A 25,270-nucleotide genomic window follows, 5' to 3' on the forward strand; every position below is an offset into this window, starting at 1 on the left:
ACTTACTTCCCTGTAATAATTGAACGTGAAAGATAGTCACTAACAGATTTAAGCGCTTCAGGAGCACCCCGCAATGCTTCTGTACCCAAATGTATACGACCATCCCCGCCTGCAAAGTCAAAACTATGCAACTCGACCGTACAATACGCACGCAGACTCCCAAACTCCAAATTCTCCAACTGCTCCTTATTCATTTTCAAAAGATATGCTTTACTCAAACCGCTGACCGAAGCTTTAGATTCTGGCGAATTCAAACCATCACAATTTATCGTCCGTGGTGTTCCATCACGCCGGCGCCAGTCGTGCATAACAAAAGTTCGAACAGAGAATTCATTTTTGATACTGGGTGGAGGCGCGGTAAGCCAAAGTTCAAGGCCTGGATAGTTCTTCAGTTTTACAACCAGATCATCCGGCCAATCCACATGCCGTCCGCCCATATTATGCGGCTCCGTGGTATCCCTTCTGGTGTAAAGTCTGGCGGAAACATTGTAATACGTCCAACTAATGGGTGGTTCTACCCCGTGAGCTTCATATTCCGGAAACAGTTCTTTTCCCGTCCACCAGAATGACCCTGAAAGAAGATCGGCAATACAGGAACCGTCGCTCCTTAATGTCGATCCAAAATGGAATCCGGGAATCTTTGTCCGATCCAGCAGGCTGCCGCCAAGTATCGGGACCTGCTCCATACCCGCCAGCTTCCTGCTGCACGCCCCTTGTTTCTTCTGATAAATCTCCCGCGCTACTGCGGCCTCCTCCCATCGAATACAGAAATCAACGACCCAATAACAGATCGCTAATAACACGCCATATTTAACTCCCCTTCTGCACTGGCGAAAAACCTCCTTGCGAGACATCTTAAGCATTTCAAATCTCCATATTAAAATGACCAATCACATCACTCGAAACAACTCACCTCATCAACTCCTTAAACACTTCAAAGTAACCGCTTACTCCTTTAACCACATCGAATTCGCTTGCCTTCAACCTCGCCGCATCCTTCATAGACCCAAAACCAGCGAAAGACGTTAAAACCCTGAACACTGCCGTGGCGATTTCTTCAGCGTCAAAAAAATCAACAAGTATCCCGCTGATCCCATTTTCGATAACTTCCTGTACGGGAGCGGTATTTGAACCTACGACAACACAGCCAGATGCCATTGCTTCCAATAAAGACCATGACAGTACAAACGGATATGTCAAATACACGTGAGCCTTTGAAAGACTCAGAACCGACCTGTATGTTTGATAAGGCAACCTCCCAACAAAGTGAACATTGGAAATATCAACATCCACCTCCGCGATCATCTTGCTTCGCCAGTTCGGGTATCCAATGGGCATCCGCCCATAACTGACACCATCCCCACCCACTACAATGACATGCGCACTCGGGCACTTTTCCTGAATATAGGGAATGGATCTCATAAAACTATGAAAGCCTCGGTAAGGTTCGAGGTTTCTGGCGACATAAGTCACGACAGGCTCACCTGCTTTTATCACGCGCCCACTCGGCAGCGTTACAGACTCGACCTTTTCTGATTCGGCAAACTGAACAATGCCTTCGTGAATGACGCGAATTTTAGACTGATATGTTTTAGGAAAAAGACCGCGCTGCCATTGTGTAGGTGCAATCCCGGCATCACACTGTTCAACATTCAGGAGATGCATCGAATTCAAGACTCTAAGCCTTGAGGACGTATCCATCGCACAGGGAAACTCAGGATCGAAACCAGAGTCTGCCTCACGCGCTCGGTAATAGTACTCACAAAAATTAACCAGAGGCACATCGGGGTACACATCTTTAACGAATAGCGATTCACCCCACCCAGGATGAGCGAGAACTACATCAGGCCGGAAGCCTGCCTGGCTGAATCTCTTCAATATTCGTTGAACTTGTTGCCCGTCCGAAACAGCCTCTTCATATCTATGCAAATAGTCATGAGCGCCATTAGTCATCTTCCTTGATGGTCGATATCGAAATAACTTAACCCCGGCAATACCTGGCGCTGTATCGCGTCCAATTGCAATGACGCCCAGACGCCTGCGCAATGCTTCCAACGCCACATGACGAAACTGACCAGGAAAATTCTGATGAATGATAAGAAGATTCATATTTGAGCAAGATCCCGCGCTAATACACCTCCATGAATTGAAGTTTTTCAACATCAACATGTGCATACAAACGCTAACAAATGCTCAGAAATAAAACTGTAGGAGGGTTCCGAGAACCTCCTAGGAGATGGTGCGATACACGCATTGCAAAAAAACGGGCACAAAAAAAGCGGCGCTCAATGCGCCGCTTTTTTGCGGGGGGTTACCAGCGGTTGCCGTGTCGGTTGTAATCGCCGCGTCCACTGTGACGGTCGTAGTTGCCACGACCCCGGCGGTCATCCCAGCCACCGCGACGGTGGTCTTCCCAGCGTCCGCGATCATGACCGTGCCAGCGACGGTTCTCGTAGTAACGCGGAGCCGGTTGGTAGTAACGAGGCGCCGAGTAATAGCGTGGAGCCGGTTGGTAATAACGAGGTGCTGGCTGGTAGTAGCGCGGCGCCGAATAATACGTGCTGCCGCCGCTGTAATAAGTGCCACCGCTGTTGTAGTACGAAGGTGCCTGCGATGTGTAGACCTCTGAGCTGTAGTAGCCATCTCCGTAGGAATAAGGGACGCATCCGCCAAGGGAAAAAAGCATCACGGTAAACAGAAGAATTCGGCGATACATGGCGGCCTCCTGGACCGCGGGTAGCCACACCAGCGACGCTGGCAGGCGTCAGTCTTTCATTCGGCGACTGACGAAATATCTGACAGCGTTTTCGGCATCCGGTGCGTTTCTGCAACAACTTGAAACAAGTGATTCATGAAACCTTGTTCATGCAGAAACGCCGTCATTCAGCCGCTGATTAGTGGTGACCACCATGGTATCCGCCGCCGTGATAACCCCGTCCGTAACCGCCGCGATAGCCATAGCCGCCGTAGTAATAGCGCGCGCCACCGTAGTAACGGGGGCCGTAATAGCCACCGTAGTAATAGGGCGAGTAATAGCCGGGATAGTAATAGGGCGAGGAGTAAACATCGTAGCCGCCGGTGTAGTAGTAACAGCCGGACAGCCCAAACCCGAGCACTGCTCCCAGCAGCACCCGACGCAGTATTTTTGAAGTACGCATGACGGCCTCCTGAAAGACCTGCGACAGCAGTCGGCACAGACCGGCTGACAAGAGTTTTGACTGGCAAAGCCCTTCCGAGTGCCAGCTTCCATCGCCCTTCGGATCAGCGGCGCAACAGGCTGCTCATTTCAGGCAAATATGCCGCAACCTTTTCCCCGCGACTGCCACTAGAATGCTGCCATCGGGCCACCGTCGACGGAACTGCCAATGCCGCTCAGATCTGCGTTTTACTCCCAACGTTCGCTGGTATTGACTCTGGTCGCCCTCCTCGGCGCAGGTTTCCTCGCCACCTCGCTGCTCAGCTACTACGCCTCGCGGGCGTCGATCCGCGACAACATCGTCAACACCGAACTGCCGCTGACTTCCGACACCGTGTACTCGGAAATCCAGAAAGACCTCGTCAGACCGATCCTGATTTCATCGATGATGTCCCGCGACACCTTCATGCGCGACTGGGTGGTGAACGGCGAGAAAGACAGCGACCAGATGACCCGCTACCTCGACGAGGTCATGACCCACTACGGCGCGTACACCGCGTTCTTCATTTCCAACAGCACCCACACCTACTACCACGCCAAGGGCGTGCTCAAGCAGGTGAAGATCGACGAGCCACGCGACGCCTGGTACTTCCGCGTGCGCGACATGAAGGATCCGTACGAGATCAATGTCGACCCGGACCTGGCCAACAAAGACAACATGACCTTCTTCATCAACTACAAGGTCTACGACTACAACGATCGCTTCATCGGTGCCGCCGGCGTAGGGCTGACGGTAGACGCGGTGATCAAGCTGATCGACAAGTACCAGCAGCGCTATCAACGCAGCGTTTACTTCGTCGACACCTTCGGCCGACTGGTCTTGACGGGCGCCGAGGGTGGGCCGGAGGGGGCGCCAGTCGGGAAAAGCCTGAACGACCTCGAGAGCATGAAAAGCCTGGTCAGCCAGTTGCCCAAACCCCACAGCGGCAGCTACGAATATTCCGCCCACGGCCAGGGACATTTCCTCAACGTGCGGTTTATTCCGGAGTTGAACTGGTACCTGTTCGTCGATAAACGCGAAGACGGCGCGCTGAGTGAAATCCGCCAGTCGCTGTACCTCAATCTGCTGATCTGCCTGCTGGTGACGTTGATCGTGCTGGCTCTGGTCAACCGCTTGATCCGCCGCTATCAGGAAAAGATCCACGCCCAGGCCACCCTCGACAGCCTCACCGAACTGCCCAACCGGCGTGGCTTCGACCTGCTTGCCGTGCAAGCGCTGCACGAAGCTCACCGCGAGCCGAAACCGCTGACCGCGCTGCTGCTGGATCTGGATCACTTCAAGGTCTTGAACGACACCTACGGACACATGGCCGGCGATCAGGTGCTGATCGGGTTCGCCCGGGACCTGCAAAGTTGCCTGCGGCATTCCGACATCGTCTGCCGTTGGGGCGGTGAGGAATTTATCGTTCTGCTGAAGGACACCGACGGCGAGACCGGTCAGAAGATTGCCGAGAAGATCCGCCAGCACGTCGAACAGCATGAATATGCCTACAACGGTCACACCCTGAATCTGACGGTCAGCATCGGCGCCACCACCCTGCAACGGGATGACACCTTGCACAGCCTGCTGTCCCGGGCCGATCATGCGATGTACCGGGCCAAACAGACCGGCCGTAACCGCACATGTGTGGAAATGCCTCACTCGACCTATGCCTGACACTCATGACCAAACCTGACCTCTGCCCGGCCTGCGGCGCCCGCAACGACTGCACCCTGGCCGACCCGCGCACCGCCGACCGTGCCTGCTGGTGCTACGGCGTATCCATCGATCCGGCAGTGCTCGAGGCCCTGCCGGCGGAACTGCGCGACAAGTCCTGCCTGTGCCCGCGTTGCGCCCAGGTCGAGGCGCAACTGCAAGCGGCCAAGCCGTCGATCCCGTAAGATGCGCGCCCCGCTTCCTGCAGATTCCTGATCATGCGTGTCGACCGTTTCCTCAGTAACCTGCCCCGCTACAACCGCAAACAGGTTCGCCTGTTGCTGGTGGAAAAGCGCGTGCGCATTGACGGAAAAGTCGTCAGCGATCCTCACAGCGAAGTCCTGGAATTCAGCCGCGTCGAAGTCGACGACGAAGTGCTGCAAAGCGGCAAACCGGCGCGTTACTTCATGCTGTACAAACCGCAGGGCTGCGTCAGCGCCACCCGCGATCCCGAACACCCGACCGTGCTCGACCTGATCCACGAGCCGGACAAGGACGACCTGCACATCGCCGGGCGTCTGGACTTCAACACCACCGGGCTGATGCTGATCACCAACGACGGCAGCTGGTCGCGGCGCCTGACCCAGCCGCAGACCAAACTGCCGAAGGTCTATTACGTCGAGACCGAGCAGGAAATCGGCCCGGAATATGCGATCAAGTTTGCCGAGGGGATCTACTTCGCCTTCGAAGACCTGACCACCCAACCGGCGCAGCTGGAAGTGCTCGGCCCACGGACGGCGCGGCTGAGCATCGTCGAGGGTCGCTACCATCAGGTGAAGCGCATGTTCGGTCACTTCAACAACAAAGTGCTGCGCCTGCACCGCGAATCCATGGGCCCGCTGGCGCTGGATCACGCGCTAAAACCGGGCGAGTACCGCGCCTTGCGCACCGAAGAGATTCATTTGTTCTAAGCAGCCGACCGCTCAGCAGAAGTTGTCGAACAATTTACCAACGGCACTTGCGCGATCCGGATCCCCCTGCTTGAATCAGGACGTCGGCCAAATTGTGACCGATGAGTCACACATAACTTCTAAGAAACTTTTTGTCGGTAGACAGCCCTCAGGGCTGCGCCTCAGCCGGCAGATTGCCCGCCAATAACAATACCCGTCGACCAGTTGTACCGGATCGACATGGGCTCCAAAATTCCAGGCGTATGCCTACCTGTCACAAAGCTCGTGCAATCTCTATTTGCGCGCATACCCGCTTGCTTGCCAGGAGTCTTATGACATGAGGCCAGAAATCGCTGTGCTGGATATACAGGGTCAGTATCGGGTTTACACGGAGTTCTATCGCGCAGACGCCGCAGAAAAGACCATCATCCTGGTCAACGGCTCGATGGCCACGACTGCGTCGTTTGCACAAACCGTGAAAAATCTGCACCCACAATTCAACGTGGTCTGCTACGACCAGCCCTACGCGGGCAAGTCGAAAGTCCACAACCGCCACGAGAAACATCTGACGAAGGAAGTCGAAGGTCTGATCCTGCTGGAGCTGATCGATCACTTCGCGGCCGAACACGTGCTGTCGTTCTCCTGGGGTGGCGCCGCGACCATGGTCGCCCTCGCCCACCAACCTCGGCGAATCGAAAAAGCCGTGATCAGCTCGTTCTCACCGGTGATCAACGCGCACATGCTCGATTACCTTGAGCGCGGCGTCGAATGCCTCGGCCAACGTGACGGCGACCGGGTCGGCCACCTCGTCAACAACACCATCGGCAAACACCTGCCGTCGCTGTTCAAGCGCTTCAACTACCGTCACGTCAGCAGCCTGGCCGAGCACGAATACGGGCAGATGCATTTCCACATCAGCGACGTGCTGCACAGCGACCGTCAGTGCTATCTGAACGCGGCGAAGAAAATCAACGTACCGGTGCTGTTCATGAACGGTGAATGGGACGAATACACCGCCGCCGAAGATGCGCGCCTGTTCGGCAGCCATGTCGCGCAGAGCACCTTCACCACCCTGCAGGCCACCGGGCACTTCCTCGACATGGAACACAAATCCGCCTGCCGGGACAGCCAGAACGCCCTGCTCGGTTTCCTGAAACCGGCGCAACAGGCCAGCCGAACGCGTTACCAGCTCGTCCAGGATCACCATGCATTGGCCATTTGAAACAGTGTCGTCGCGAGCAAGCCTGCGAGGCTGAGTTTTAGCCGTCCGCCAGCCCGTAGCGCTTGCCCGCGATTGACCGATCCGGCTCTGATTCAGGCTTTTCCACTCGCCACACGCAAAGAAAACTTCAAATCCGTGGCCGAGTCTGGTACAAAGTCAGCCGCTCTGAGCGGGTGTCGTATAATGGCATTACTCCAGCTTCCCAAGCTGATAACGAGGGTTCGATTCCCTTCACCCGCTCCAATCGAATTTATGTCCTGCGTTGTGGTTTGACGGGGGATGCAGAAACAAAAAAAACCGGCCTTGATGGCCGGTTTTTTTGTGTCCGGAATTTAGTAGCGAGCAAGCCAGCTTTGAGCCATTCAGAAACAACACGTTGATTGAATTCCCTCCGTCTGCGCTTACGCTCCTGACAGTCAGTCACTCATGTACTGAGCGTTCGTTATCGAAGCGTTCGGCCTCAAGGGAGAGATCCGCATGCCTTCCCGGCTGCTTCTCGGCCAGAGACCATCAAGGGTATGCGATTGCAATGGTTTCGATGGAGAGCTCAACGTAAAGCCAAGCTAGCGGTTTAAACACCGATAATTTAATTCTGTACTATTGTGGTTTATCAGCATTAATCGCAGTTAACTCACATCAAAATGGAGTTAACTGATTTGACGCAATGAAGGTTAACTCTATAATTTTGGGTATTAACCGACCTTTATGCGACATAAGGCACACCATGCTGGAATTAAGCCTCAGCAAACCAAGCGAGATCGTCAAACGGCTCTGCCAACGCCTGCGCACAGAGCGGATAGCCCTGCAGATGACGCAAGCCGATGTGGCTGCTCGCGCCGGTGTCGGCACCAATACGGTGGCCAACCTTGAAGCCGGGCGGAATGTCAGTTTCGAAACCGTCGTCCGAGTGGCCATGGTTGTGGGGCGCGTCCAGGAAATCGAAGACCTGTTCTTGCCAAAACTGGACAACCTGGACGACATCCTTCGTTACGAAGACAGCTCCAGGCGTCAGCGCATAAAAAGGAAATCAGGAAATGCTTGAACGAGTGGACGTCTACTACGATGGCTGGGGTGAACACTGGCGGTGGGGCACGCTCGTTTCCACGACGGCTATCACCGGTCGCCCACTGATCGTGTTCGAGTACAGCGACGAGGCAAAGAACAGAGGCCTGGAATTGTCGGCGTACAGACTTCCATTGGAAGGCCCCAAGTTACGGCGTGACTTTCCGCACCATCAATTGGGTTTGCCTGGACCGGTCTACGATGCGCTGCCGGATGGGTGGGGCATGCTGCTGATGGATCGTCTGTTCAAGCGACGCGGCCTTAACTCTGCACGCATCGGCCCGCTCGAGCGCCTCGCTTACATTGGCAACAATGCCATGGGCGCAATGTCATTCGAGCCGGTGGCACCCGAGGCGCTGGAGCCGCAAGTTGAGGTCTCCATTGATCTGCTGGCTGCCGAGGTGCAGGAAGTCCTCAAGGGTGAGGGGGGTGAGTTCTTGCAACAGCTGTTGCTGGTGGGTGGATCTCCGCAGGGTGCCAGACCAAAAGCCTTGGTCTATCGCGATCCGCGAACAGGCACCTTTAGCACCATAGCCAGATCAGGCTTCGAGGCCTGGCTGGTCAAGTTTCCCGCCCGGCAGGAGCATCCCGAGGTATGTGCCATCGAAATGGTCTACGCCGAATGCTTGCGGATGTGTGGAATAAACACACCTGACACTCAGTACTTCAGCCTGCCGAACGGGCTGGCAGCGTTTGCTACCAAACGCTTTGATCGCGAAGACGACTTACGCGTGCCGATGCAAAGTCTCGCGGCCTTCACTGCCGCCGACTTCCAGAATGCCGGTGCGCTGGACTACGTCAACTTCTTGCGTGCGACCCATCTCTGCACCAATGACGTACGAGAGAAAGCGCTCGCGTTTGAGCGTGTTGTCTTCAACGTCGTGTTCAACAATCGCGATGACCACCCGAAGAACTTCGCCTACATCATGTCTAAATCGGGCCAATGGACGCTGGCGCCCGCCTACGATGTGACCTTCTGTGAGGGTCCCGGCGGATACCACCAGATGGACGTTATGGGCGAAGCATTGGAGATCGGACGAAAAGCCATGCTCGACCTTGCAGAGGAGGCGGAAGTATCGGCTGAAACGGCCGATGGCATCATCGCCCGATTCTGCGAGGTGGCTGATCAGTTCGCGACGATGGCAGAAACGATGTACCCCGGCGTCATCACTCAGGACACGTTGCAGACTATCCAGAAACGAATCGATGAAAACGTCGAGCGGCTTCGCTGAGATTGCTCTGCCAAAGCGCCAAAAATGAAAAAACCGGTCGCGATGACCGGTTTTTTTATGCCTGCCATAGACCTTCACGTCAGCCAGCATCCGGAGGAAAAGAGTCGTTCCGCGTTTTTGGCTTCGGCTGCGTTGCGTATGTTGAGTTCGTGAATAATCTCTCGCCGCACACAAATATGGCGTGATGCTCGCCATGTTTTCAGACGTTTCCCAGCGACCAGTCCTTGAGATTCCGCTAGCATTCGCACACCCAAGAGGACGCTTGGGGTTAACGGATGTATTCAACAAGGACGACTCATGCTTTCTTCCGCACGCTTGGGCGATAAACACGTTTGCCCGTTGCCAGGACATGGCACAACCCCGATTGCCTCAGCCTCAGCTGATACCAATATCAATTTCATGGGCGCCGCTCGCGTTGGCGATACGTGCGGCTGTGGCGCAGTGATCACCACCGGTTTTCCATCGATTCTGATTAACGGCCGACCAATGGCTCACCTCTCCAGCCCCACCAGTCACGGCGGAACGATCATCACCGGCAGTGGCGACACATTTGGTGGTTTTGTTCTTGGGAGCGCCGTTGGTAGTCCTGTTATCGATTTCGCCTTAATGGGTGTGATTCGCCCTGACGGAAAGGTTGATGAGGAACGAATGGCCACACTGCTGGCCGATCCTCAGTTGAAAACCAAGGCAACGGCTGTAGGTGCCCTTGTCGATCCTAACGCCCCAAAAAAACCGCCAGCCAAGAAGGCCAAACCTGAGGAAGAAAAGAAACCTGCCGCCTGCACTCACCCCGATAACATGGAGCCCGTGGCGGCTTACATTGCCGATGAGATGAACCGGAACATCCTGCATCCGTCGGTCGTGAAAATGAAAAATGCCAACAGCTTCGATCCGGCAGCGGAGACAAGGAAATACCGGGAGCTGCCGTGGTATGCCCGAATCGGGGAACCGCCGAACTACTACACCATGGCTCTGGGAAAGAAAGCAGCGGCATTGACGTTGTGGACGGAGCGGGTTGGACAGAATCGCCCTTGGGATCACAAGCCGATTATCAAGAAGCGGTTCGGCTCGTATTACTACAAACACGGGAAATACGATTACTTCTACGACATCTGGTCGAACATCCATTACGGTTATGTCGGCAGAGCGGGAGGACTATCCGAAAGCCTTTTGCTGGATGGTGCAGGACTTGAACAGATCGCATCGGACTCGATTCGTAAAGCCCAGGACTGGAAGAACAAACCCGGGCCACGTCAGTCACCGGGTGTCGAAGGGCTGCGGGCTTGGGATGACGTCGCTGACAGGGTTTCTATCAGTATTGGTGTGAAGCTGTACAAGCGATACCCGCACGGTGGAATTACAGCAAAAATCGTCATGGATGAAGTGCTCGCCGTAGCACCTGAAAATTGGGGAGATGGAGTCAGTGTCCACGAATGCAAGTAAGCGACGCCCGCTCTATATCGTTATGCGGTTACTTATTCTGGTGGTGTTGACGTATCTGGTTTGGTACGTCGCAGTGCCACGCGTCGAGATTGATTTCTCGAAAGAAGGCACAGGTGATTTGAGGTTTGTGCTGAATACGCAAAATGAGATCTTTCGCGGAAACCTTGCCCCCGGAGAGTCTACGGGCGGACCAGGGCATCTGTTTCCCGATGATGACTTTTTTATGGAGTTTGATTGGCGTAATGCCGGGCAAAACCATTGCATCAGGATCACCCCGAAATGGCCCACGACTAAAATTCATATCGGGAGCAATGGCGAGGTTGATCGTAGCGCTGGCAGTGGCACTGATGTCGATCAGCTGGAGCCCTGCGCACCTTGAAGGAGAAAACCTTCGTAAAGTAAAACCGGCTCAATGAGCCGGTTTTTTATGCCTTCTGAAACATTGCATCAACGCAGTTAACTCTTCACCTCAACATGATCCAGCGCCTGATTCACCGCCAATTCCCCCAGCATCACCAACTGCGCAATGCCTATCGCGGTTCTGCGGTGGGTGGGGTCGAGGGTGGCGGCGAAGTTGTTGAGCATTTCGCTGGCCGAGCCAAGGGATTCGCTGGCGTTAGCGAGCAAGGATTCGGTGTCGTAGGCCGGGTTGGCGAAGTACATCGGGTCGGGCTGGTTGTTCGTGCCCATGACATGGGCGCCGGGGCAGAGGTAATGGTCGAGGGCGCGGTTGGCGGCGTCGTTGAGTTTTCTGGAGTCGACTGAGGTGTAGGGGGATGTTGGGTCGGTTTCGACTTCTGGGGGATTCGGTGTTGGCTTGAACATGATTTCATCTCTCCAAAAACAGGTTGGAGCTGACCCATTCGGTTCCACGCGAAAGGAGGCAGCTGTACGCAGGTTGGAACCCGGGGAGAGAAAACCCGGCAGACCCGAAGGTCTCCCGCGCACAGCCGCCATAACAGAGTGCACACATTCAAGGTGCGCAGCATACGTCATGAATAACGATTGTGCGTTTCAACTCTCCTCGGGGTTCCAATCCCGATCGCCGATTCATCAGCGATCCTCACAGGCTAGAGTCCGCACTTCCGACGGACAACCTGAAAACCTTGTGGGAAGGTTCAGTAAACGGAACCCACTCTTTAAACATCCCGAATCGAAAAACCGCGTTTACAGATCCCTAACACTCGTTCGGTTCTCACACTCGCCACGACCCGCTAGCATTTCCCCATCGCCCACCACCCTCCCCCTGCGCGGCCATCGACGAATACGCGCCATCACCTTTCGAGGGATTCAAGACCGTGGCCTCCGAGCCACCCAAATCAAATTCAAAAGAGCAGCAAACCCATGACCCAGAACATTTACGACGATCCCGAATTTTTCCAGGGCTACAGCCAGATGAACCGCTCCATTGGCGGCCTCGATGCCGCGCCGGAATGGCCTGCACTGAAAGCCTTGCTGCCCTCCCTGCACGGTTTGCAGGTGGTGGATCTGGGCTGCGGCTACGGCTGGTTCTGTCGCTGGGCCAGCGAACAAGGCGCTGCCGAAGTGCTGGGACTGGATGTCTCGGAGAAAATGCTCGAACGGGCGAAGGAAACCACCTCGGCCGCGAACATCCGCTACGAACGTGCCGACCTGGAACACCTCGATTTGCCTGCGTGCACTTACGATCTGGCCTACAGCTCACTGGCACTGCACTACATCAAGGATCTTTCGGGGCTGTTCGCCAAGCTGCACGCGGCGCTTAAACCCGGTGCGCATTTTGTGTTTTCCATCGAGCACCCGATCTTCATGGCGCCGCACAATCCGGGTTGGCTGATCGACAGCGAGGGCAACAAGCGCTGGCCGCTGGACAGTTATCAGATGGAAGGCGAGCGGGTGACCAACTGGCTGGCCGACGGCGTGATCAAGCAGCATCGTACGGTCGGCACGCTACTCAACGCGCTGATCGACGCCGGGTTCACGATTCAACACGTCAATGAGTGGGGCCCGAGTGATGCCGAAGTAGCCGCGCAACCGGCCCTCGCTGAAGAGCGTGAGCGACCGATGATGATGCTGGTTGCCGTACAGCGCTGACACCAAAAGAAAGGGCCGATCAAATCGGCCCTTTTTCATTTCAACGTGTGGCGACAATGAACAAACGTGGAAACGGCAACAGCACCGAACCATCCGCCAGCGCCGGATACGCCGTCGCGACCTCCGCCAGATAGTGCGCCAGATACTCAGCCCGCTCCGCTTCAGTCAGCGGACTGAGGAACGGAATCAAACCGCTGCCCTTGAACCACTCGACAACGCCTGAAGCCCCGCCCGCCAAATGATGGTGATACGTGGTGCGCCACACATCGACCCGCGCGCAATGCGGTCGCAACATCGAAAAATAGGCACTGGCGTCCGCCATCTCGGTCCGCTGCCCCGCCGCGTCCGCCAGTTTGCTGGCCCACGGCCCGTTGGCAGCCACTTCACGCATCAACCGATGGGACGGCTCGTTGAGGTTGTCCGGCATCTGAATCGCCAGACTGCCGCCCTGCGCCAACTTGCCCGCCAGCTCCGGCAACAACGTCGCGTGATCCGGCACCCACTGCAAAACGGCGTTGGCAAAAATCACATCGAACGGACCTTCATCGGCCCATTTATCGATGTCCGCCACTTCGAACTGCAACTGCGGCAGACGCTTGCGCGCGGCATCGATCATATCCGGCGAACTGTCGAGCCCCTGCACTTTCGCCCCCGGAAAACGCTCCACCAGTAGCTCGGTCGAGTTGCCGGGGCCACACCCGATATCGACCACGGAACGCGCCTCGGCCGTGGGAATCGCCGCCAGCAAGTCGCGGGCCGGGCGGGTGCGTTCATCTTCGAAAGTGACGTATTGCTTGGCGGACCAGGTCATTGCGTTCTCCTGTCGTGGACGTTCTGGCGAAACGTGGAAAAGCGGCTGCCGTCACGATACAGCGATCGTGTTTATCTGCCTTCCCCTACGTAGGTCCGATATCGCCGGGAACGCTGTCTTCGTCCGTGCCCACAGGGATTCAGAAAAACTGTAAGTAGAATTTTCCGCCCACCCCCGATGTCTGAATTTCAAGCTCCCCCCAACAAGGAACACGGCTATGAAATTCGCAAAGATTTCGCAAACGCTGGCGCTCTGGGCCGGCAGCCCCAAGACGTTCATGGGGGCTTTGATTCTGATCGGCCTCTGGGGGTTGAGCGGGCCGATTTTCGATTACAACGACACCTGGCAACTGATCATCAACACCTCGACCACGATCATCACGTTCCTGATGGTGTTCCTGATCCAGAACACCCAGAACCGCGACACCGACATCCTGCATTTGAAACTCGATGAGTTGCTGCGGGTGAACAAGGAGGCGCAGAACGCGATGCTCGGGCTGGAGTCGCTGGATCTCAAGCAGCTGGAAGCGCTGCGCAGGCATTACCGGGCGATGGGTGAAAACGAGGTGTTTGACCTGGAAGGTCTGGGGGACAAGAGCAAGCCGAAGCAGGATCTGAACGATTGTTGAAGACAACAAAAACGGCGCCATGAGCGCCGTTTTTTTATTGCTGCGGATTCAGCGACTGGCCTGAAGAGCCCGAGCCATTTCCAGATGGCTCTGGAGTTTCGGCAGAGTCTCGTCGGCAAATGCCTTGATCTCCGGCACGTCGGTGGTCTGGGCTTCCTGCTGGATCTGTTCGATCGCTTCTTCCGTGGCTTTGACCTGACTGGCGGCGTAGGCCTGATCGAAGCTGGCGCCCTCTTTGACTTCCGGCATCAGCGCCTTGGCCTTGTCGGCGACTTCTTCGCGGGGCGCTACCGGCAGATCCAGTTTCTTGGCGATTTTCGCCAGATGCTGGTTGGCGGTGGTGCGGTCGTTGATGACGACGATGGTGTAATCCTTGACCTCTTTGGACTCGGCCTTGCTGTGCGCCAGACGACTGGCCTCGATGTCGGCCATGCCTTTGGCCGAGGCATCATTGATGAAGTCGGCGGGCGACTGGGCAAACGCGCTGCTGGCGAATAACCCCAGCAGGCTGACAAAACTGATGTGGCGTACTCGGGTGGCCATCCGGCTCATGGTCGCGCCCTCCTTCTTTGCAGATTCAAGCGGGAGCTTGCGCCCCCGCCTCTCAATCAAAACGACCTTCACCGACTATTTCGACTTTTGAGCAGGCTTGCGGCCCATGTCGGTTTTAGGCTCTTTGTCGACTGTCGTGGTGGTGGTTTTCCCACCTTTGCGACCGGCTTCAGACGCCTTTGTCTTATCGTTGGCGAAGTTTCCCGAGTTCGAGTTTCTTGAGTTAGGCATGATTCTCTACCTCTTGGCATTGATCGTAAGCGAGCAGGTGCCCGCCTAGATTGAGAATTTCCTGACCGCCAAAGGTTTAGAAAAGTTGCCGTCGCCGCGACGAACGGTGATCCGCCGATCAGCTGTCCAGTGCCCGATGATTCAGGCGTTTGGCGGCGTACATGGCCTGGTCGGCGTGACGAAACAGTTGCTGTTCCTCATCGCCATGCTCGGGATATCGGGCCACGCCGATGCTCGGTTCGATGTGCAGGTTGTGCCCGTCCAGGCGCATGGGTTGCACCAGTACCTGTCGGATCTTTTCCGCCACGCTGTCGGCATCGTCGGCGGCGTGAACGCTGTGCAGCAGTACCACGAATTCATCGCCACCGATCCGCGCCACGGTGTCGGTTTCGCGCACGCAGCCTTTGAGCCGGTTGGCCACCGTCTGCAACAGCATGTCGCCGACCCCATGGCCAAAGGTGTCGTTGACCTGCTTGAAGCGATCCAGATCGACGTACAGCAGCGCCATGTGCCCGGACTGTTCCCGCGCATGGCTCAGCGCAGCCTTGAGCCGGTCGCGCAGCAGTTCGCGGTTGGGCAACTGGGTCAGTTGATCGTATTGCGCCATGCGTCGCAGGCGGGCGTGCAGTTGCTGGCGTTCGATGGCAGTGGCGACCTGGGCGCAGACGTATTGCAGCAGTTCCTTGTCGCGCTCGGTGTAACGCTCGCCGCCGGGCAGGCTTTTGACGATCAGCGCGCCAATCGTGCGGTCTTTCGAACTCAGCGGCACGCCGAGCCAGCACGGCGATTGCTGGCCGACCACCAGCGCGGCGAACTCCGGCGGCGCGTGGGGGCAATCCGGGGTCAGCAGGATTGGCTGACCGCTGCGGATCACTTCGGCACACAGGCGACCGGTGACGGTGCCGGGTTGCTCCGGTTGCAACTCGTCATCGTCGACGTGATAGGGAAAATTCAGCTGCGCGCAGTGTTCGTCGTACAGCGCCACCGAGAAATTCAGCGCAGGTAGCCACTCGCCAATAATCAGGTGGATACGCTTGAACAGCGCCAGCAGATCCTCCGCCGCGTGGGCGGCTTCGGAGATCGCATACAACGCCGCCTGACGGGATTCGGCGAGTTTGCGCTCGGTGATGTCCCGGGCCACGGCGATGCGCAGTTGATCGACTTCCGACCAGCGCGCCGACCACAGGATGTGCACGAGGCTGCCGTCCTTGCGCACGTAGCGGTTTTCGAAATTGTGCTTGGGCTCGCCGCCCATGATGTCGCTCGCGGCGGCCAGGGTGCGCTCACGGTCGGCCGGGTAGACGTAGTCGATCATCGACTGGCCGATCAGTTCGTCAGGCGTGTAGCCGAGAATCCGCTCGCAGGCCGCGCTGACAAAAACGAAACGACCTTGCTTGTCGACCGCGCAAACGGCGTCCAGCAACAGATCGATGTAACTCGCCAGCGGCGCGGAATTTCGGCTTTCCATGGTTCAGCGTGGGTGTCCGGGCAATGCAGCACTGTTCAACCATCCGTGACCTCGACCTCGCATCCCAGCGAATGTTTTCAAGCCTTGTTCGGCATCAACCCCGGCAGCGCATGCACCAGCGCGTTGATGGCAAAACCGATGAACATGATCCCGCACAACCGGGTGATCGCCAGTTCGTGGCGCTGGTACAACGTACGCACCTGGCGCGCCCCGACGATGCCAATGAGGATAGCGTAGGCGAGCAATCCGCCGAGGAAACTCAAGGCGATCAGCATTGGCAGCATCGACCAGTTGAGCAGTTCGGCGCGGCTCGACAGCAGCGCAGTGAAGGTCGCCACCGCCACCGGGTAAGCCTTGGGGTTGGTCAGGCCGAACAGGATGCCGTGCCAGAACGGCTGACGCGCCGCGCCCTGGGGCTGATCGCCATTGCTGCGTTTGGCCCGCACCGCGCGCCAGCCGAGCCAGAACAGGTACAGGCCGCTGAGCACGCCGAGCACATCGAACGCGGTGCTGCCGATTTCCCGGGCGCCGACAATCGCGATCAGCGCGGTGCTGCACCAGATCACATCGCCCAGCAGATGCCCGCACAGAAACCCTGCCCCGGCCCGCCGCCCTCGCGCGGCGCCGATGCCGAACACCGCCAGCACACCCGGCCCCGGCGTGATGCCGTAGATGAAACCCGAGGCCAGCACGGCCATTAGCAACGATGGAGTCATGGAAAACCTGCAAGTCCCGGAAAACGTGGCCGCCAGTCTATCCCAGCGGTTTGTGAATATTCACGACTCGTTGAAAAAACGCATGCCCGCGTAGGGCTTTTGCCGACACGCGGCCAGTCGCGAAGCCAGACCGCCGACGTGAGCTTCGAGTTTGTGCCCGTCCGGGTCGAGGAAGTAGAACGACGCGCCTTCGCTGCGGTTGTCGCGCCATTCCTGCACGTTGGCGGCGCGAAGCTGTTGCACGAACAGCGGGAAATCCGCCGCGCCGAGGCTGAAGGCGTAGTGGGTGTAGTCGGCGGCGGGCTCGGGATGGCGCTGCGCATCGAGCGACAGGCACAACCACAGGCCCGGGAGCGACAGATAGGCACCGGCGTCCCAGGTGGCCTCGACTCGCAGATTCAGCACGTCGCGGTAGAACCCGAGGCTGCGGTCCAGGTTGGTGACGGCGAGGGTCAGGTGGTTTAGGCCGGTGAGCATCGGGTCAGTAACCTCTGAGGTCTTCGGGGAGGGTGTATTGCTTGCCGTCGTAGGTCAGGGTGATTTGGGTTTTAGTCAGGTCGGTTGTTTTGGAAACGCACTCTTTGCCTGACTGGGTCGAGGCGTACACCACACCACTTGAGGAAACGATCAAATCTGCAAATCCATTGTGGCTGGACGGGCCGATTTCGACAGTTCTGCGAATTTGCGTGTCCTTGTTTTCACACTCCCCCGTACCCTCGCCGAACTCCTTGCGAATGACCAGACCTTCCAATACAGGTCGTAGCTTTGCGCCTTCGCGGACGTACAGCGTCAAGTCTGTCCTCGCGTAGGGATTGGCTCTCGATAGATGGACAGAGAAATCCGAGCGCAGGCCGAACGCGCGAACGTCCGACGCGAGACGGTAACGGGCGGTATCGATCTTCAGGTCATCGAACCGGGTAGCATCGGAGTTGTAGGCGCCGGGCTTGGTATAAGTCGCCAGCGGTTTGGCGTCGGAAGCGTTGAGCAGTGAGAGTTCCAGGTCGAACACTCCATCCTGGTCACCTTCGGAATCGGGCACGAACGTGGACTTCGCCGAAATCGCCTTGTCGGGGAAGGCCGGCCACACTTTGCAGCGTGACAGGGAGTGTCCGTCGAGTTTTTTTACCTGACAGGCAGCTTGGACCTGAGTGGTGACGGCCAGAAAGCCGAGGGCGAAAAGAAGTCGGGTTGAGGTGAGCATTGTTCTTCCTTGAAATAAGTCGCGTTGGCTCTGTATCACTCGATGGCTTTGAAACCTTTAGGCAAGACGTAGGATTTTCCGTCGTAGCGAAGGGTTGTCAGTTCAGGACTGCTGACACTGATTTTGTCTTCACAAGTATCGCCTTCGACGACATTGGTCGTCCCTGTCGTCTTGGTTTTGATGATCAGATCGGCATAACCATGGGAGCTGGTCTTGGCGATTTCTACCGTTCTGGTCGTCTCATATCGCTCGCCGGCGCAATCACCGTCCCATTCACCGCCGTACTCATAAACCACTAATTGACTGAGCACTGGACGCAACTTTTCGCCCTCTCTCACATACAGAGAGAGGTGCGTTTCCTCAAGCGGGTTGAGGCGAGAGGAATTGGTGAATTGCACGCGAACGCCAAACGCCCGTACCTCAGGGGTTAGTTTGTAGCGCGCGGTATCGAGCGAGAGATCTCGCAATGCCACCCCACCCGAAAAGAAAGCGGAGGCCTGGTGATAAGTGGCAACCGGTTCCGTTTGGTCGCTTTTCAAGACAGATAAATTGAAATCATAGGTGCCGCTCGTGTCGGTGGCACCCGGCACGGAGCTGCGTTCAAATTTCGCGTTCGCGCTGATGTTCAACCCCGGATAAGCGGGCCACTCCTTGCACACAGAGAAATCCTGCTCCCCCGTCACCGGCGCAGGCACACAATCAGCCAACACCTGCCCCGCGATCAACGCCCCACACAGCGCCACCCACCCAACAACCCCAGACTTCACTGTCACGCCCCGCTCCTTGATGTTTTTCAGCCGCGCACTATCCCCTGCTCAATCCGCCGATTCAACCAGTTCAACGCCTGATCCCCACCCCGCCGCTTGTGCCACGCCGATACAAACGTGAACGGCGCAATTTCAAACGGTGGCGGCACGACGACCAGCGATTCGTCATCCACCTCATTCAACGCCCGCGAAGCGACGGTCAGGATCAGATCCGTGCCGCTGATGAAGCGTGGCGCAACGCTCCAGTGCGGCAGGCTGATGGCGACGCGACGGCGTTCGCGCAGGGCGGTCAGGGTGCGTTCGATTTCCGGAGTGCCGCTGCCGCGCATTTCCAGCAAGACATGGGGACGGGAGAGGTAGGTTGGCAGGTCGAGAACACCTCCGGCGGGAAGGCTCTGGCGATCCAGGAGGCAGACGTAGCGTTCCTCGAACAGCGGCGTGCTGCGCAGTTCACCGGGCAATTCGGGGAGTACGCCGGCGGCGAGGTCGATGTCGCCGTTGAGCAGGCCTTCGACCATGCCTTCGCGACTGGCATGGCTGATTTGCAGGTCGATGCCCGGCGCTTCCGCGCGCAAGGTGCGAATCAGCCCGGGCAGGATGATCGCCGCGCCGTAGTCCGACATCGCGAGGCGAAAGGTCCGACGGGCGCTGGCCGGGTCGAAGGTGTTCGGCGCCAGCAGTGATTGCACCTGAGCCAGGGTTTCCGCCAGCGGCGCCGCCAGCTCCAGCGCCCGCGCGGTGGGCACCAACCCCGAACCGGCCCGCACCAGCAGCGGATCACCAAGCAAGTCGCGCAGACGCGCCAACGCATGGCTGACCGCCGGTTGACTCAGGTGCAGACGCTCGGCGGCGCGGGTCACGTGTTGCTCGCTTAGCAAGGCGTCGAGGATCACCAGCAGGTTGAGGTCGATGCGGCGCAGATCATTCATTCGATGCATGTTCCGAATACCAAAACAGAATTTAAATCTGCGCGACGAATACCCTAGAGTCCAGAAAAACCTTGCCGGAGAACGATCATGGGAACGATGCAGTGGGTCGGATTGCTGCTGTTGGCGGTATTCGCCGGGGCGGTGGTGCCGTTTCAGAGTGCGATCAACATCAATCTGGCACGGGGGTTGGGGCATCCGCTGTGGGCGACGCTGACCTCGCTGATGGTGAGCGTGCTGGTGCTGTTGCCGGTGATTGTCGCCCTGCGCCTGCCGTTACCGTCGCTGGCCCTCGCCAGCAAACTGCCGTTGTGGATGTGGACCGGCGGCGCGTTCGGGGTGTGCTTCGTCGCACTGGCGGTGGTGTTGCTGCCGAAGCTGGGGGCTTCGGGATTTCTGGCGCTGGCTTTGGCCGGGCAAATGATCACGTCAATCGTGCTGGATCATTTCGGCCTGTTCGGGCTGGTGGAAAAGCATCTGACGTTGCCGCGCCTGTTCGGCGCGGTGTTGTTGATGGCGGGAGTGGTGCTGATTCAGTTTGGTGACTCGGCTGCCAGGTCAATGGCACCGGCGAGCTGATCGTTCGCGTTATCGGAACGATCAGCCCGAAGCCTCAGTACTTGTCCAGCGTGCGCAATTTCTGCGGCAGGCCCCACAGCAGCAACGCTGCCGCGATCAGCGCCGCCACGCCGATGACATACAGCGCCGGCGTGGTGCTGCCGGTCAGGTCCTTGATCCGGCCGACCATCACCGGGCTGACGATGCCGCCGAACTGCCCCAGTGTATTGATCACCGCAATCCCGCCCGCCGCACCTGCCCCCGCGCCGGCCAGCAGCTTCGGTGGCAAAGTCCAGAAGCTCGGAATCGACGCGATGATCCCGGCGCCCAGCAATCCAAGGGCGACGATCAGGAATGTGGTGTGGCTGGCAAAAATCCCCGCACTGAAGAAGCCGATGGCGCCGACGATCACCAGCCCCGCGACAAACTTGCGCCGCTCACCCGTGGCATCGGACAAACGACCGATCACCACCATGCTGATTGCGCCACAGATGTACGGGATCGAGGTCAGCAGACCGATCATCACCGGACTTTCGGTACCGGCACTGCGGATCAGCTGCGGAGCCCAGAAATTCAGGCCGTAGGACGCCACCTGGATCAGGAAGTAGATCAGCCCCAGCGTCAGGAAACCCGGAATCTTCAGCGCCGCCAGCAACGAGCCGCCACTCTTGTGCGGTTCGTGATGGGCGATGCGGCTGGCCAACAGTTTCTTCTCTTCCGGGGTCAGCCAGTGCGCGTCCTCGATGCGGTCCTTGAGCAAGGTCAGCACCAGAAAACCCAGGCCGATGCACGGCACACCGCCGAGCAGGAACAACCAGTGCCAGCCGCGCATTTGCAGCACGCCGTCGAGGTGCTCCAGCACCAGTCCGGAGAACGGCGCGCCGACCAGCCCGGCAAACGCCGAGGCCAGGAACAGCATCGAAGTGATGCGGCCACGGAAGTGCTGCGGGAACCACAACGTCAGGTAATACAGCACGCCGGGGGCGAAACCGGCCTCCATTGCACCGATCACAAAGCGAAGCACGTAGAACTGCCATTCGCTGTTGACGAACACCATCAGCGCCGTCGCCACGCCCCAGGACATCATGATCCGGGCGATCCAGCGCCGCGCGCCGACCTTGTACAGCATCATGTTGCTCGGCACTTCGAACAGCACGTAACCGACCACGAACAGCCCGGCGCCGAGACCGTAGGCGGTGTCGCTCAGGCTCAGATCGGTCTGCAACTGGAACTTGGCGAAGCTGATGTTGATGCGGTCGAAGAAGGCGAACAGGTAGCAGACCATGATCAACGGCATCAGACGCCAGGCGACCTTGCTGACCAGGGCTTTTTCGGCGTCGTGATCGACGGACGGGCTCGCGCCCGCCTCCATTACATTGAGGCTCATAGCGTTGTCTCCAGGCGGACTGCCGGTAGGCGTCCGATTGTTTTTGTTGTCTGGTTCGGGTGAGTCAGTGAGCGTGTGACATCAGGTGGGGATCGGGTGCAGGTCGCAATTGCGTCCGGCCTTGGCCAGTTGCCCCGGCACTTCGTGGCCCAGCAGTGCGGGCAAACCACGGGACAGTTTCAGCAACAGCGGCAGGTCGATGCCGGTGTGAATACCGACTTCATCGCAGAGGTTCACCAGATCTTCGGTGCAGATGTTGCCCGATGCGCCGGGCGCAAACGGACAGCCGCCGAGCCCGCCCAACGCCGCGTCGAAACGCCGGGCACCTGCTTCGTAAGCCACCAGCACATTGCACAATCCCAGGCCTCGGGTGTTGTGGAAATGCAGGGTCAGGTCCGCCGCCGAAACCCGCTGCAATACCCGTCGCACCAGTCGATCGACCTGTCGCGGATTGGCCATGCCGGTGGTGTCGGCCAGGGTGATGCCCTGAATGCCCAGCTCTTGATAGGCCTCGACGATTTGCAGCACGCGGTCTTCGTCGACCGTGCCCTCAAACGGGCAACCGAAGGTCGTCGCGATGCTGCCGTTGAGCCGCACGCCCGAGCCGCTGGCGAAGCTCACGATCTCGCCGAACGCTGCCAGCGAGGCTTCGCAACGCATGCGCATGTTCGCCAGGTTGTGGGTCTGGCTGGCGGACATCACCAGGTTCAGTTCATCGGCGCCGGCCTCCAGTGCCCGTTGCGCGCCCTTGAGGTTGGGAATCAGCGCGACGTAAATCACTCCCGGCTGACGCTGGATACCCTTGAACACCTGCTCGCCATCGCGCAGGGCCGGGATCGCTTTCGGCGAGACGAAAGAGCCGGCCTCGATGCGGCTGAATCCTGCCTGTGACAGTTGATCGATCAGGGCGATCTTGTCTTCGGTCTCGACCCAGGTCGGTTCGATTTGCAGGCCGTCCCGGGGCGAGACTTCCTGGACGATCAGGCTCTGCGAGTAATCGCTGATCATTGCACCACCCCCTGGCTTTTCAGGCGTTCGATGTCCGAGGCGGTCAGGCCGAGACCGGCGAGGATGCCGTCGGTGTGCTGACCGAGGCCGGGCCCCGACCAGTTCACTCCGCCGGGGGTTTCCGAAAGCTTGGGCACGATGCCCGGCATCTTCACGGTCGCCCCGCCGGGCAGTTCGGCGTCGAGCAACATGTCCCGGGCCTGATAGTGCGGATCGGCAACGATGTCGGCCACCGAGTAGATGCGGCCGGCCGGCACTTCGGCGGCTTCCAGCGCCGCCAATACGTCATTGATCGGCAGGCTGCTGGTCCAGTGAGTGATGGCGGCGTCGAGCAGACCGCTCTTCGCGGCGCGACCGTCGTTGTGGTCGAATTCTTCGGCTTCCGCCAGATCATCCCGACCGATCACCTGCATCAGGCGCTTGTAGATCGGGTCGCTGTTGCCGGCGATCACCACGTAGGCGCCGTCAGCCGTGAGGTAGGTGTTGGAGGGTGCGATGCCCGGCAACGCGCCGCCGCTGCGTTCGCGGACATGGCCGAGCATGTCGTATTCCGGCACCAGGCTTTCCATGACGTTGAACACGCTTTCGGCCAGCGACACATCGACTATCTGCCCGCCGCCCTGCCCGGTCTTGACCCGCAGCAGCGACATCAGCGCGCCGATCACCGCGTGCAGCGAAGCCAGCGAATCGCCAAGGCTGACACCGACCCGCGCCGGTGGCGAACCGGGGGTGCCGGTGGTGTAGCGAATGCCGCCCATGGCCTCGCCGATCGCGCCGAAACCGGGACGGTCGCGGTAGGGGCCGGTCTGGCCGTAGCCGGAAATGCGCACCAGCGTCAGGTTGGGGTTCAGCGCGTGCAGCACGTCCCAGCCCAGGCCGAGTTTTTCGAGGGCGCCGGGGCGCAGGTTTTCGATAATCACGTCGGCATCGCGCGCCAGTTGCTTGACCAGCTCGATGCCTTCGACGGACTTCAGATTGAGCGCCAGGGATTTCTTGTTGCGCGATTGCAGGTACCACCACAGCGACGTCCCTTCGTGCAACTTGCGCCATTTGCGCAGCGGGTCGCCCTGACCCATGGCTTCGATCTTGATCACTTCGGCGCCGAATTCGGCAAGCATGCGCGCGGCAAACGGCGCGGCGATCAGGGTGCCGATTTCGATCACTTTGATCGCACTCAAGGGGGCAGTCATCGCGGGGTACCTCTTGTTCTTGGAATTGCAGCCAAGGCTAGAGGAACGTCATTGCTGCAATCCAGCCGTCACTCGGCAACGGGCGTTCGCCAAACGCGAACGCTCAGTTGCCTGCGCGCAAGTGCTCGAACAGGATACGGCTCACCGGCGACAGCCCGGTCTCGTCACGCACTACCACGATCAAGTCGCGATCCGACCAGCCATCGGTCAGCGGCACCGCTTGCAGCCCCAGCGCCCGCCCGAACAGTTCATAGGCCCGCTGCGGCAGGATGCCAATGCCCATGTTGGCCTGCACCATCCTGCACACCGCGTCGAATCCCGGTACATGAATGCGGATGCGCAGCACCTTGCCGGCCTGCCGCGCGGCGGCGTGGGTGCGCATGTTGATCGAACTGGCGGCATGCAGGCCGACGTAATCGCTGTCGAGGGTTTCACTGAACGCCACGGATTCACGTGCGGCCAACGGATGTTCGGGCAGCATCACCACCACCAGTTTGTCCCGACGATAGCGCACGCTGTGCAGGCCTTTGATGTCGCTGTCGCTGGAGCAGATGCCCAGATCCGCCACGCCATCGAGCACGCCCTGAACCACGCCGGCGCTGGGCCGTTCCTCAAGGTCGGTCTTGACCTGCGGGTGTTGCGCGGCGAAATCGCGCAGGTCTTCGGGGAGAAACTGAATGATTGCCGACAGGTTCGCCAGCATCCGCACATAGCCACGCACACCGTGGCTGTGCTCGCCCAGTTCAAGGCCCATTTTCTCGACGTTGAACAACATCTGCCGGGCGTGGTGCAACAGGGTTTCGCCGGCCGGTGTCAGGGTCATGCCCTTGGCCTGACGCACGAACAGGCTGATGCCCAGCGCTTCCTCCAGCTCCATCAAGCGCTTGCTCGCCGCTGACACGGCAATCGCCTCGCGGGACGCGGCACGGGTCAGCGTGCCCTCCTCGTGGACGGCGACGAACAGTTGCAGGGTGATCAGGTCGAGGCGGCGGATCAGGCTTTTTTGCAGCATG

Annotated in this window: 29 protein-coding genes and 1 tRNA gene; 12 read left to right on the top strand and 18 right to left on the bottom strand. The window is 58.5% G+C overall.

Features of this window, described 5'->3' with window-relative positions; translation table 11 throughout:
• Window positions 1-2: 2 nt before the first annotated feature.
• The 4 genes from AC1Q9F_RS06480 to AC1Q9F_RS06495 all read right to left on the bottom strand — a co-directional run bounded on the left by AC1Q9F_RS06480 (window position 3) and on the right by AC1Q9F_RS06495 (window position 3,158).
• A complete protein-coding gene (locus AC1Q9F_RS06480; RefSeq protein WP_375745873.1) occupies window positions 3-863 on the bottom strand; it encodes a hypothetical protein in 861 nt (286 codons plus the stop codon).
• Between the two features lie 46 nt (window positions 864-909).
• The gene (locus AC1Q9F_RS06485; RefSeq protein ID WP_492619731.1) at window positions 910-2,109 is read right to left on the bottom strand and encodes a glycosyltransferase family 4 protein; all 1,200 of its coding nucleotides are present in this window, start codon (window positions 2,107-2,109) and stop codon (window positions 910-912) included.
• Between the two features lie 202 nt (window positions 2,110-2,311).
• The gene (locus tag AC1Q9F_RS06490) at window positions 2,312-2,716 is read right to left on the bottom strand and encodes a hypothetical protein (RefSeq protein WP_492619730.1); all 405 of its coding nucleotides are present in this window, start codon (window positions 2,714-2,716) and stop codon (window positions 2,312-2,314) included.
• 178 nt (window positions 2,717-2,894) lie between these two features.
• Window positions 2,895-3,158: a hypothetical protein gene (locus tag AC1Q9F_RS06495; protein ID WP_492619729.1), complete on the bottom strand. Its 264-nt coding sequence runs from the start codon at window positions 3,156-3,158 to the stop codon at window positions 2,895-2,897.
• Between the two features lie 207 nt (window positions 3,159-3,365).
• Between AC1Q9F_RS06495 and AC1Q9F_RS06500 the strand changes: the two genes are divergently transcribed.
• From AC1Q9F_RS06500 to AC1Q9F_RS06540, 9 genes are all read left to right on the top strand, one after another.
• Window positions 3,366-4,853, top strand: a complete 1,488-nt coding sequence (locus AC1Q9F_RS06500) for a sensor domain-containing diguanylate cyclase (protein ID WP_492619728.1) — start codon at window positions 3,366-3,368, stop codon at window positions 4,851-4,853.
• Between the two features lie 5 nt (window positions 4,854-4,858).
• Window positions 4,859-5,077, top strand: coding sequence for a cysteine-rich CWC family protein (locus tag AC1Q9F_RS06505; RefSeq protein WP_221535263.1), 219 nt, complete (start codon window positions 4,859-4,861; stop codon window positions 5,075-5,077).
• Window positions 5,078-5,110: 33 nt separating this feature from the next.
• Window positions 5,111-5,803 (top strand): pseudouridine synthase, encoded by a 693-nt coding sequence (locus tag AC1Q9F_RS06510; RefSeq protein WP_115076876.1) that lies wholly within the window; start codon window positions 5,111-5,113, stop codon window positions 5,801-5,803.
• Window positions 5,804-6,119: 316 nt separating this feature from the next.
• Entirely contained in the window at window positions 6,120-7,004 is an 885-nt protein-coding gene (locus AC1Q9F_RS06515) for an alpha/beta fold hydrolase (protein WP_207985299.1), read from the top strand.
• A 169-nt stretch (window positions 7,005-7,173) separates the two neighbouring features.
• Window positions 7,174-7,247: transfer RNA gene (locus AC1Q9F_RS06520), tRNA-Gly, on the top strand.
• A 481-nt stretch (window positions 7,248-7,728) separates the two neighbouring features.
• Complete coding sequence (locus AC1Q9F_RS06525) at window positions 7,729-8,046, top strand: helix-turn-helix transcriptional regulator (protein ID WP_492619727.1); 318 nt, start codon at window positions 7,729-7,731, stop codon at window positions 8,044-8,046.
• A complete protein-coding gene (locus AC1Q9F_RS06530) occupies window positions 8,039-9,298 on the top strand; it encodes a type II toxin-antitoxin system HipA family toxin (protein ID WP_492619726.1) in 1,260 nt (419 codons plus the stop codon). The genes AC1Q9F_RS06525 and AC1Q9F_RS06530 overlap by 8 nt, the downstream gene beginning before the upstream one ends.
• 297 nt (window positions 9,299-9,595) lie before the next feature.
• Window positions 9,596-10,741: a polymorphic toxin type 44 domain-containing protein gene (locus AC1Q9F_RS06535; protein ID WP_492619725.1), complete on the top strand. Its 1,146-nt coding sequence runs from the start codon at window positions 9,596-9,598 to the stop codon at window positions 10,739-10,741.
• Window positions 10,722-11,120 carry a hypothetical protein gene (locus AC1Q9F_RS06540; RefSeq protein WP_492619724.1) on the top strand — a complete coding sequence of 133 codons (399 nt, stop codon included), beginning with the start codon at window positions 10,722-10,724 and terminating at the stop codon, window positions 11,118-11,120. Before AC1Q9F_RS06535 ends, AC1Q9F_RS06540 begins: the two co-directional genes overlap by 20 nt.
• Before the next feature lie 77 nt (window positions 11,121-11,197).
• Here the strand turns inward: AC1Q9F_RS06540 and AC1Q9F_RS06545 are convergent, their stop codons facing one another.
• Window positions 11,198-11,566, bottom strand: a complete 369-nt coding sequence (locus AC1Q9F_RS06545; protein ID WP_492619723.1) for a DUF6124 family protein — start codon at window positions 11,564-11,566, stop codon at window positions 11,198-11,200.
• A 519-nt stretch (window positions 11,567-12,085) separates the two neighbouring features.
• Here AC1Q9F_RS06545 and AC1Q9F_RS06550 point away from each other — a divergent pair.
• Window positions 12,086-12,814 (top strand): class I SAM-dependent methyltransferase, encoded by a 729-nt coding sequence (locus AC1Q9F_RS06550; protein ID WP_492619722.1) that lies wholly within the window; start codon window positions 12,086-12,088, stop codon window positions 12,812-12,814.
• Between the two features lie 40 nt (window positions 12,815-12,854).
• Here AC1Q9F_RS06550 and tam read toward each other — a convergent pair whose 3' ends face one another.
• Window positions 12,855-13,625, bottom strand: a complete 771-nt coding sequence (tam, locus tag AC1Q9F_RS06555) for a trans-aconitate 2-methyltransferase (protein ID WP_492619721.1) — start codon at window positions 13,623-13,625, stop codon at window positions 12,855-12,857.
• Window positions 13,626-13,842: 217 nt separating this feature from the next.
• Here tam and AC1Q9F_RS06560 point away from each other — a divergent pair, with 217 nt between their 5' ends.
• Window positions 13,843-14,253 carry a low affinity iron permease family protein gene (locus AC1Q9F_RS06560; protein ID WP_007957945.1) on the top strand — a complete coding sequence of 137 codons (411 nt, stop codon included), beginning with the start codon at window positions 13,843-13,845 and terminating at the stop codon, window positions 14,251-14,253.
• Between the two features lie 48 nt (window positions 14,254-14,301).
• Here the strand turns inward: AC1Q9F_RS06560 and AC1Q9F_RS06565 are convergent, their stop codons facing one another.
• The 8 genes from AC1Q9F_RS06565 to AC1Q9F_RS06600 form a co-directional block, all read right to left on the bottom strand.
• Window positions 14,302-14,805 carry a DUF4142 domain-containing protein gene (locus AC1Q9F_RS06565; protein WP_492619720.1) on the bottom strand — a complete coding sequence of 168 codons (504 nt, stop codon included), beginning with the start codon at window positions 14,803-14,805 and terminating at the stop codon, window positions 14,302-14,304.
• 75 nt (window positions 14,806-14,880) lie between these two features.
• Window positions 14,881-15,036, bottom strand: coding sequence for a KGG domain-containing protein (locus tag AC1Q9F_RS06570; RefSeq protein WP_080770669.1), 156 nt, complete (start codon window positions 15,034-15,036; stop codon window positions 14,881-14,883).
• A 118-nt stretch (window positions 15,037-15,154) separates the two neighbouring features.
• Entirely contained in the window at window positions 15,155-16,504 is a 1,350-nt protein-coding gene (locus tag AC1Q9F_RS06575) for a sensor domain-containing protein (protein WP_492619719.1), read from the bottom strand.
• A gap of 77 nt (window positions 16,505-16,581) precedes the next feature.
• Complete coding sequence (locus AC1Q9F_RS06580) at window positions 16,582-17,220, bottom strand: LysE family translocator (protein ID WP_039772730.1); 639 nt, start codon at window positions 17,218-17,220, stop codon at window positions 16,582-16,584.
• 60 nt (window positions 17,221-17,280) lie between these two features.
• Window positions 17,281-17,697 (bottom strand): fosfomycin resistance glutathione transferase, encoded by a 417-nt coding sequence (gene fos / locus AC1Q9F_RS06585; RefSeq protein WP_492619718.1) that lies wholly within the window; start codon window positions 17,695-17,697, stop codon window positions 17,281-17,283.
• Between the two features lie 4 nt (window positions 17,698-17,701).
• Window positions 17,702-18,421, bottom strand: a complete 720-nt coding sequence (locus tag AC1Q9F_RS06590; protein WP_207985289.1) for a PA3715 family protein — start codon at window positions 18,419-18,421, stop codon at window positions 17,702-17,704.
• Window positions 18,422-18,456: 35 nt separating this feature from the next.
• Window positions 18,457-19,194 (bottom strand): PA3715 family protein, encoded by a 738-nt coding sequence (locus AC1Q9F_RS06595; protein ID WP_207985288.1) that lies wholly within the window; start codon window positions 19,192-19,194, stop codon window positions 18,457-18,459.
• A 20-nt stretch (window positions 19,195-19,214) separates the two neighbouring features.
• Entirely contained in the window at window positions 19,215-20,126 is a 912-nt protein-coding gene (locus AC1Q9F_RS06600) for a LysR family transcriptional regulator (RefSeq protein ID WP_207985287.1), read from the bottom strand.
• A gap of 78 nt (window positions 20,127-20,204) precedes the next feature.
• Here AC1Q9F_RS06600 and AC1Q9F_RS06605 point away from each other — a divergent pair, with 78 nt between their 5' ends.
• Window positions 20,205-20,693, top strand: a complete 489-nt coding sequence (locus tag AC1Q9F_RS06605) for a DMT family transporter (protein WP_207985286.1) — start codon at window positions 20,205-20,207, stop codon at window positions 20,691-20,693.
• Between the two features lie 34 nt (window positions 20,694-20,727).
• Here the strand turns inward: AC1Q9F_RS06605 and AC1Q9F_RS06610 are convergent, their stop codons facing one another.
• The 4 genes from AC1Q9F_RS06610 to AC1Q9F_RS06625 form a co-directional block, all read right to left on the bottom strand.
• Window positions 20,728-22,059 carry an MFS transporter gene (locus tag AC1Q9F_RS06610; protein ID WP_207985285.1) on the bottom strand — a complete coding sequence of 444 codons (1,332 nt, stop codon included), beginning with the start codon at window positions 22,057-22,059 and terminating at the stop codon, window positions 20,728-20,730.
• Window positions 22,060-22,140: 81 nt separating this feature from the next.
• Window positions 22,141-23,067, bottom strand: coding sequence for a hydroxymethylglutaryl-CoA lyase (locus AC1Q9F_RS06615; protein WP_492619717.1), 927 nt, complete (start codon window positions 23,065-23,067; stop codon window positions 22,141-22,143).
• Window positions 23,064-24,257: a CaiB/BaiF CoA transferase family protein gene (locus tag AC1Q9F_RS06620; RefSeq protein WP_492619716.1), complete on the bottom strand. Its 1,194-nt coding sequence runs from the start codon at window positions 24,255-24,257 to the stop codon at window positions 23,064-23,066. Before AC1Q9F_RS06620 ends, AC1Q9F_RS06615 begins: the two co-directional genes overlap by 4 nt.
• A 103-nt stretch (window positions 24,258-24,360) precedes the next feature.
• Complete coding sequence (locus AC1Q9F_RS06625) at window positions 24,361-25,269, bottom strand: LysR family transcriptional regulator (protein ID WP_207985283.1); 909 nt, start codon at window positions 25,267-25,269, stop codon at window positions 24,361-24,363.
• Window position 25,270: the final 1 nt, after the last annotated feature.

This window comes from Pseudomonas sp. GW823-FHT04A03 (assembly GCF_058796615.1).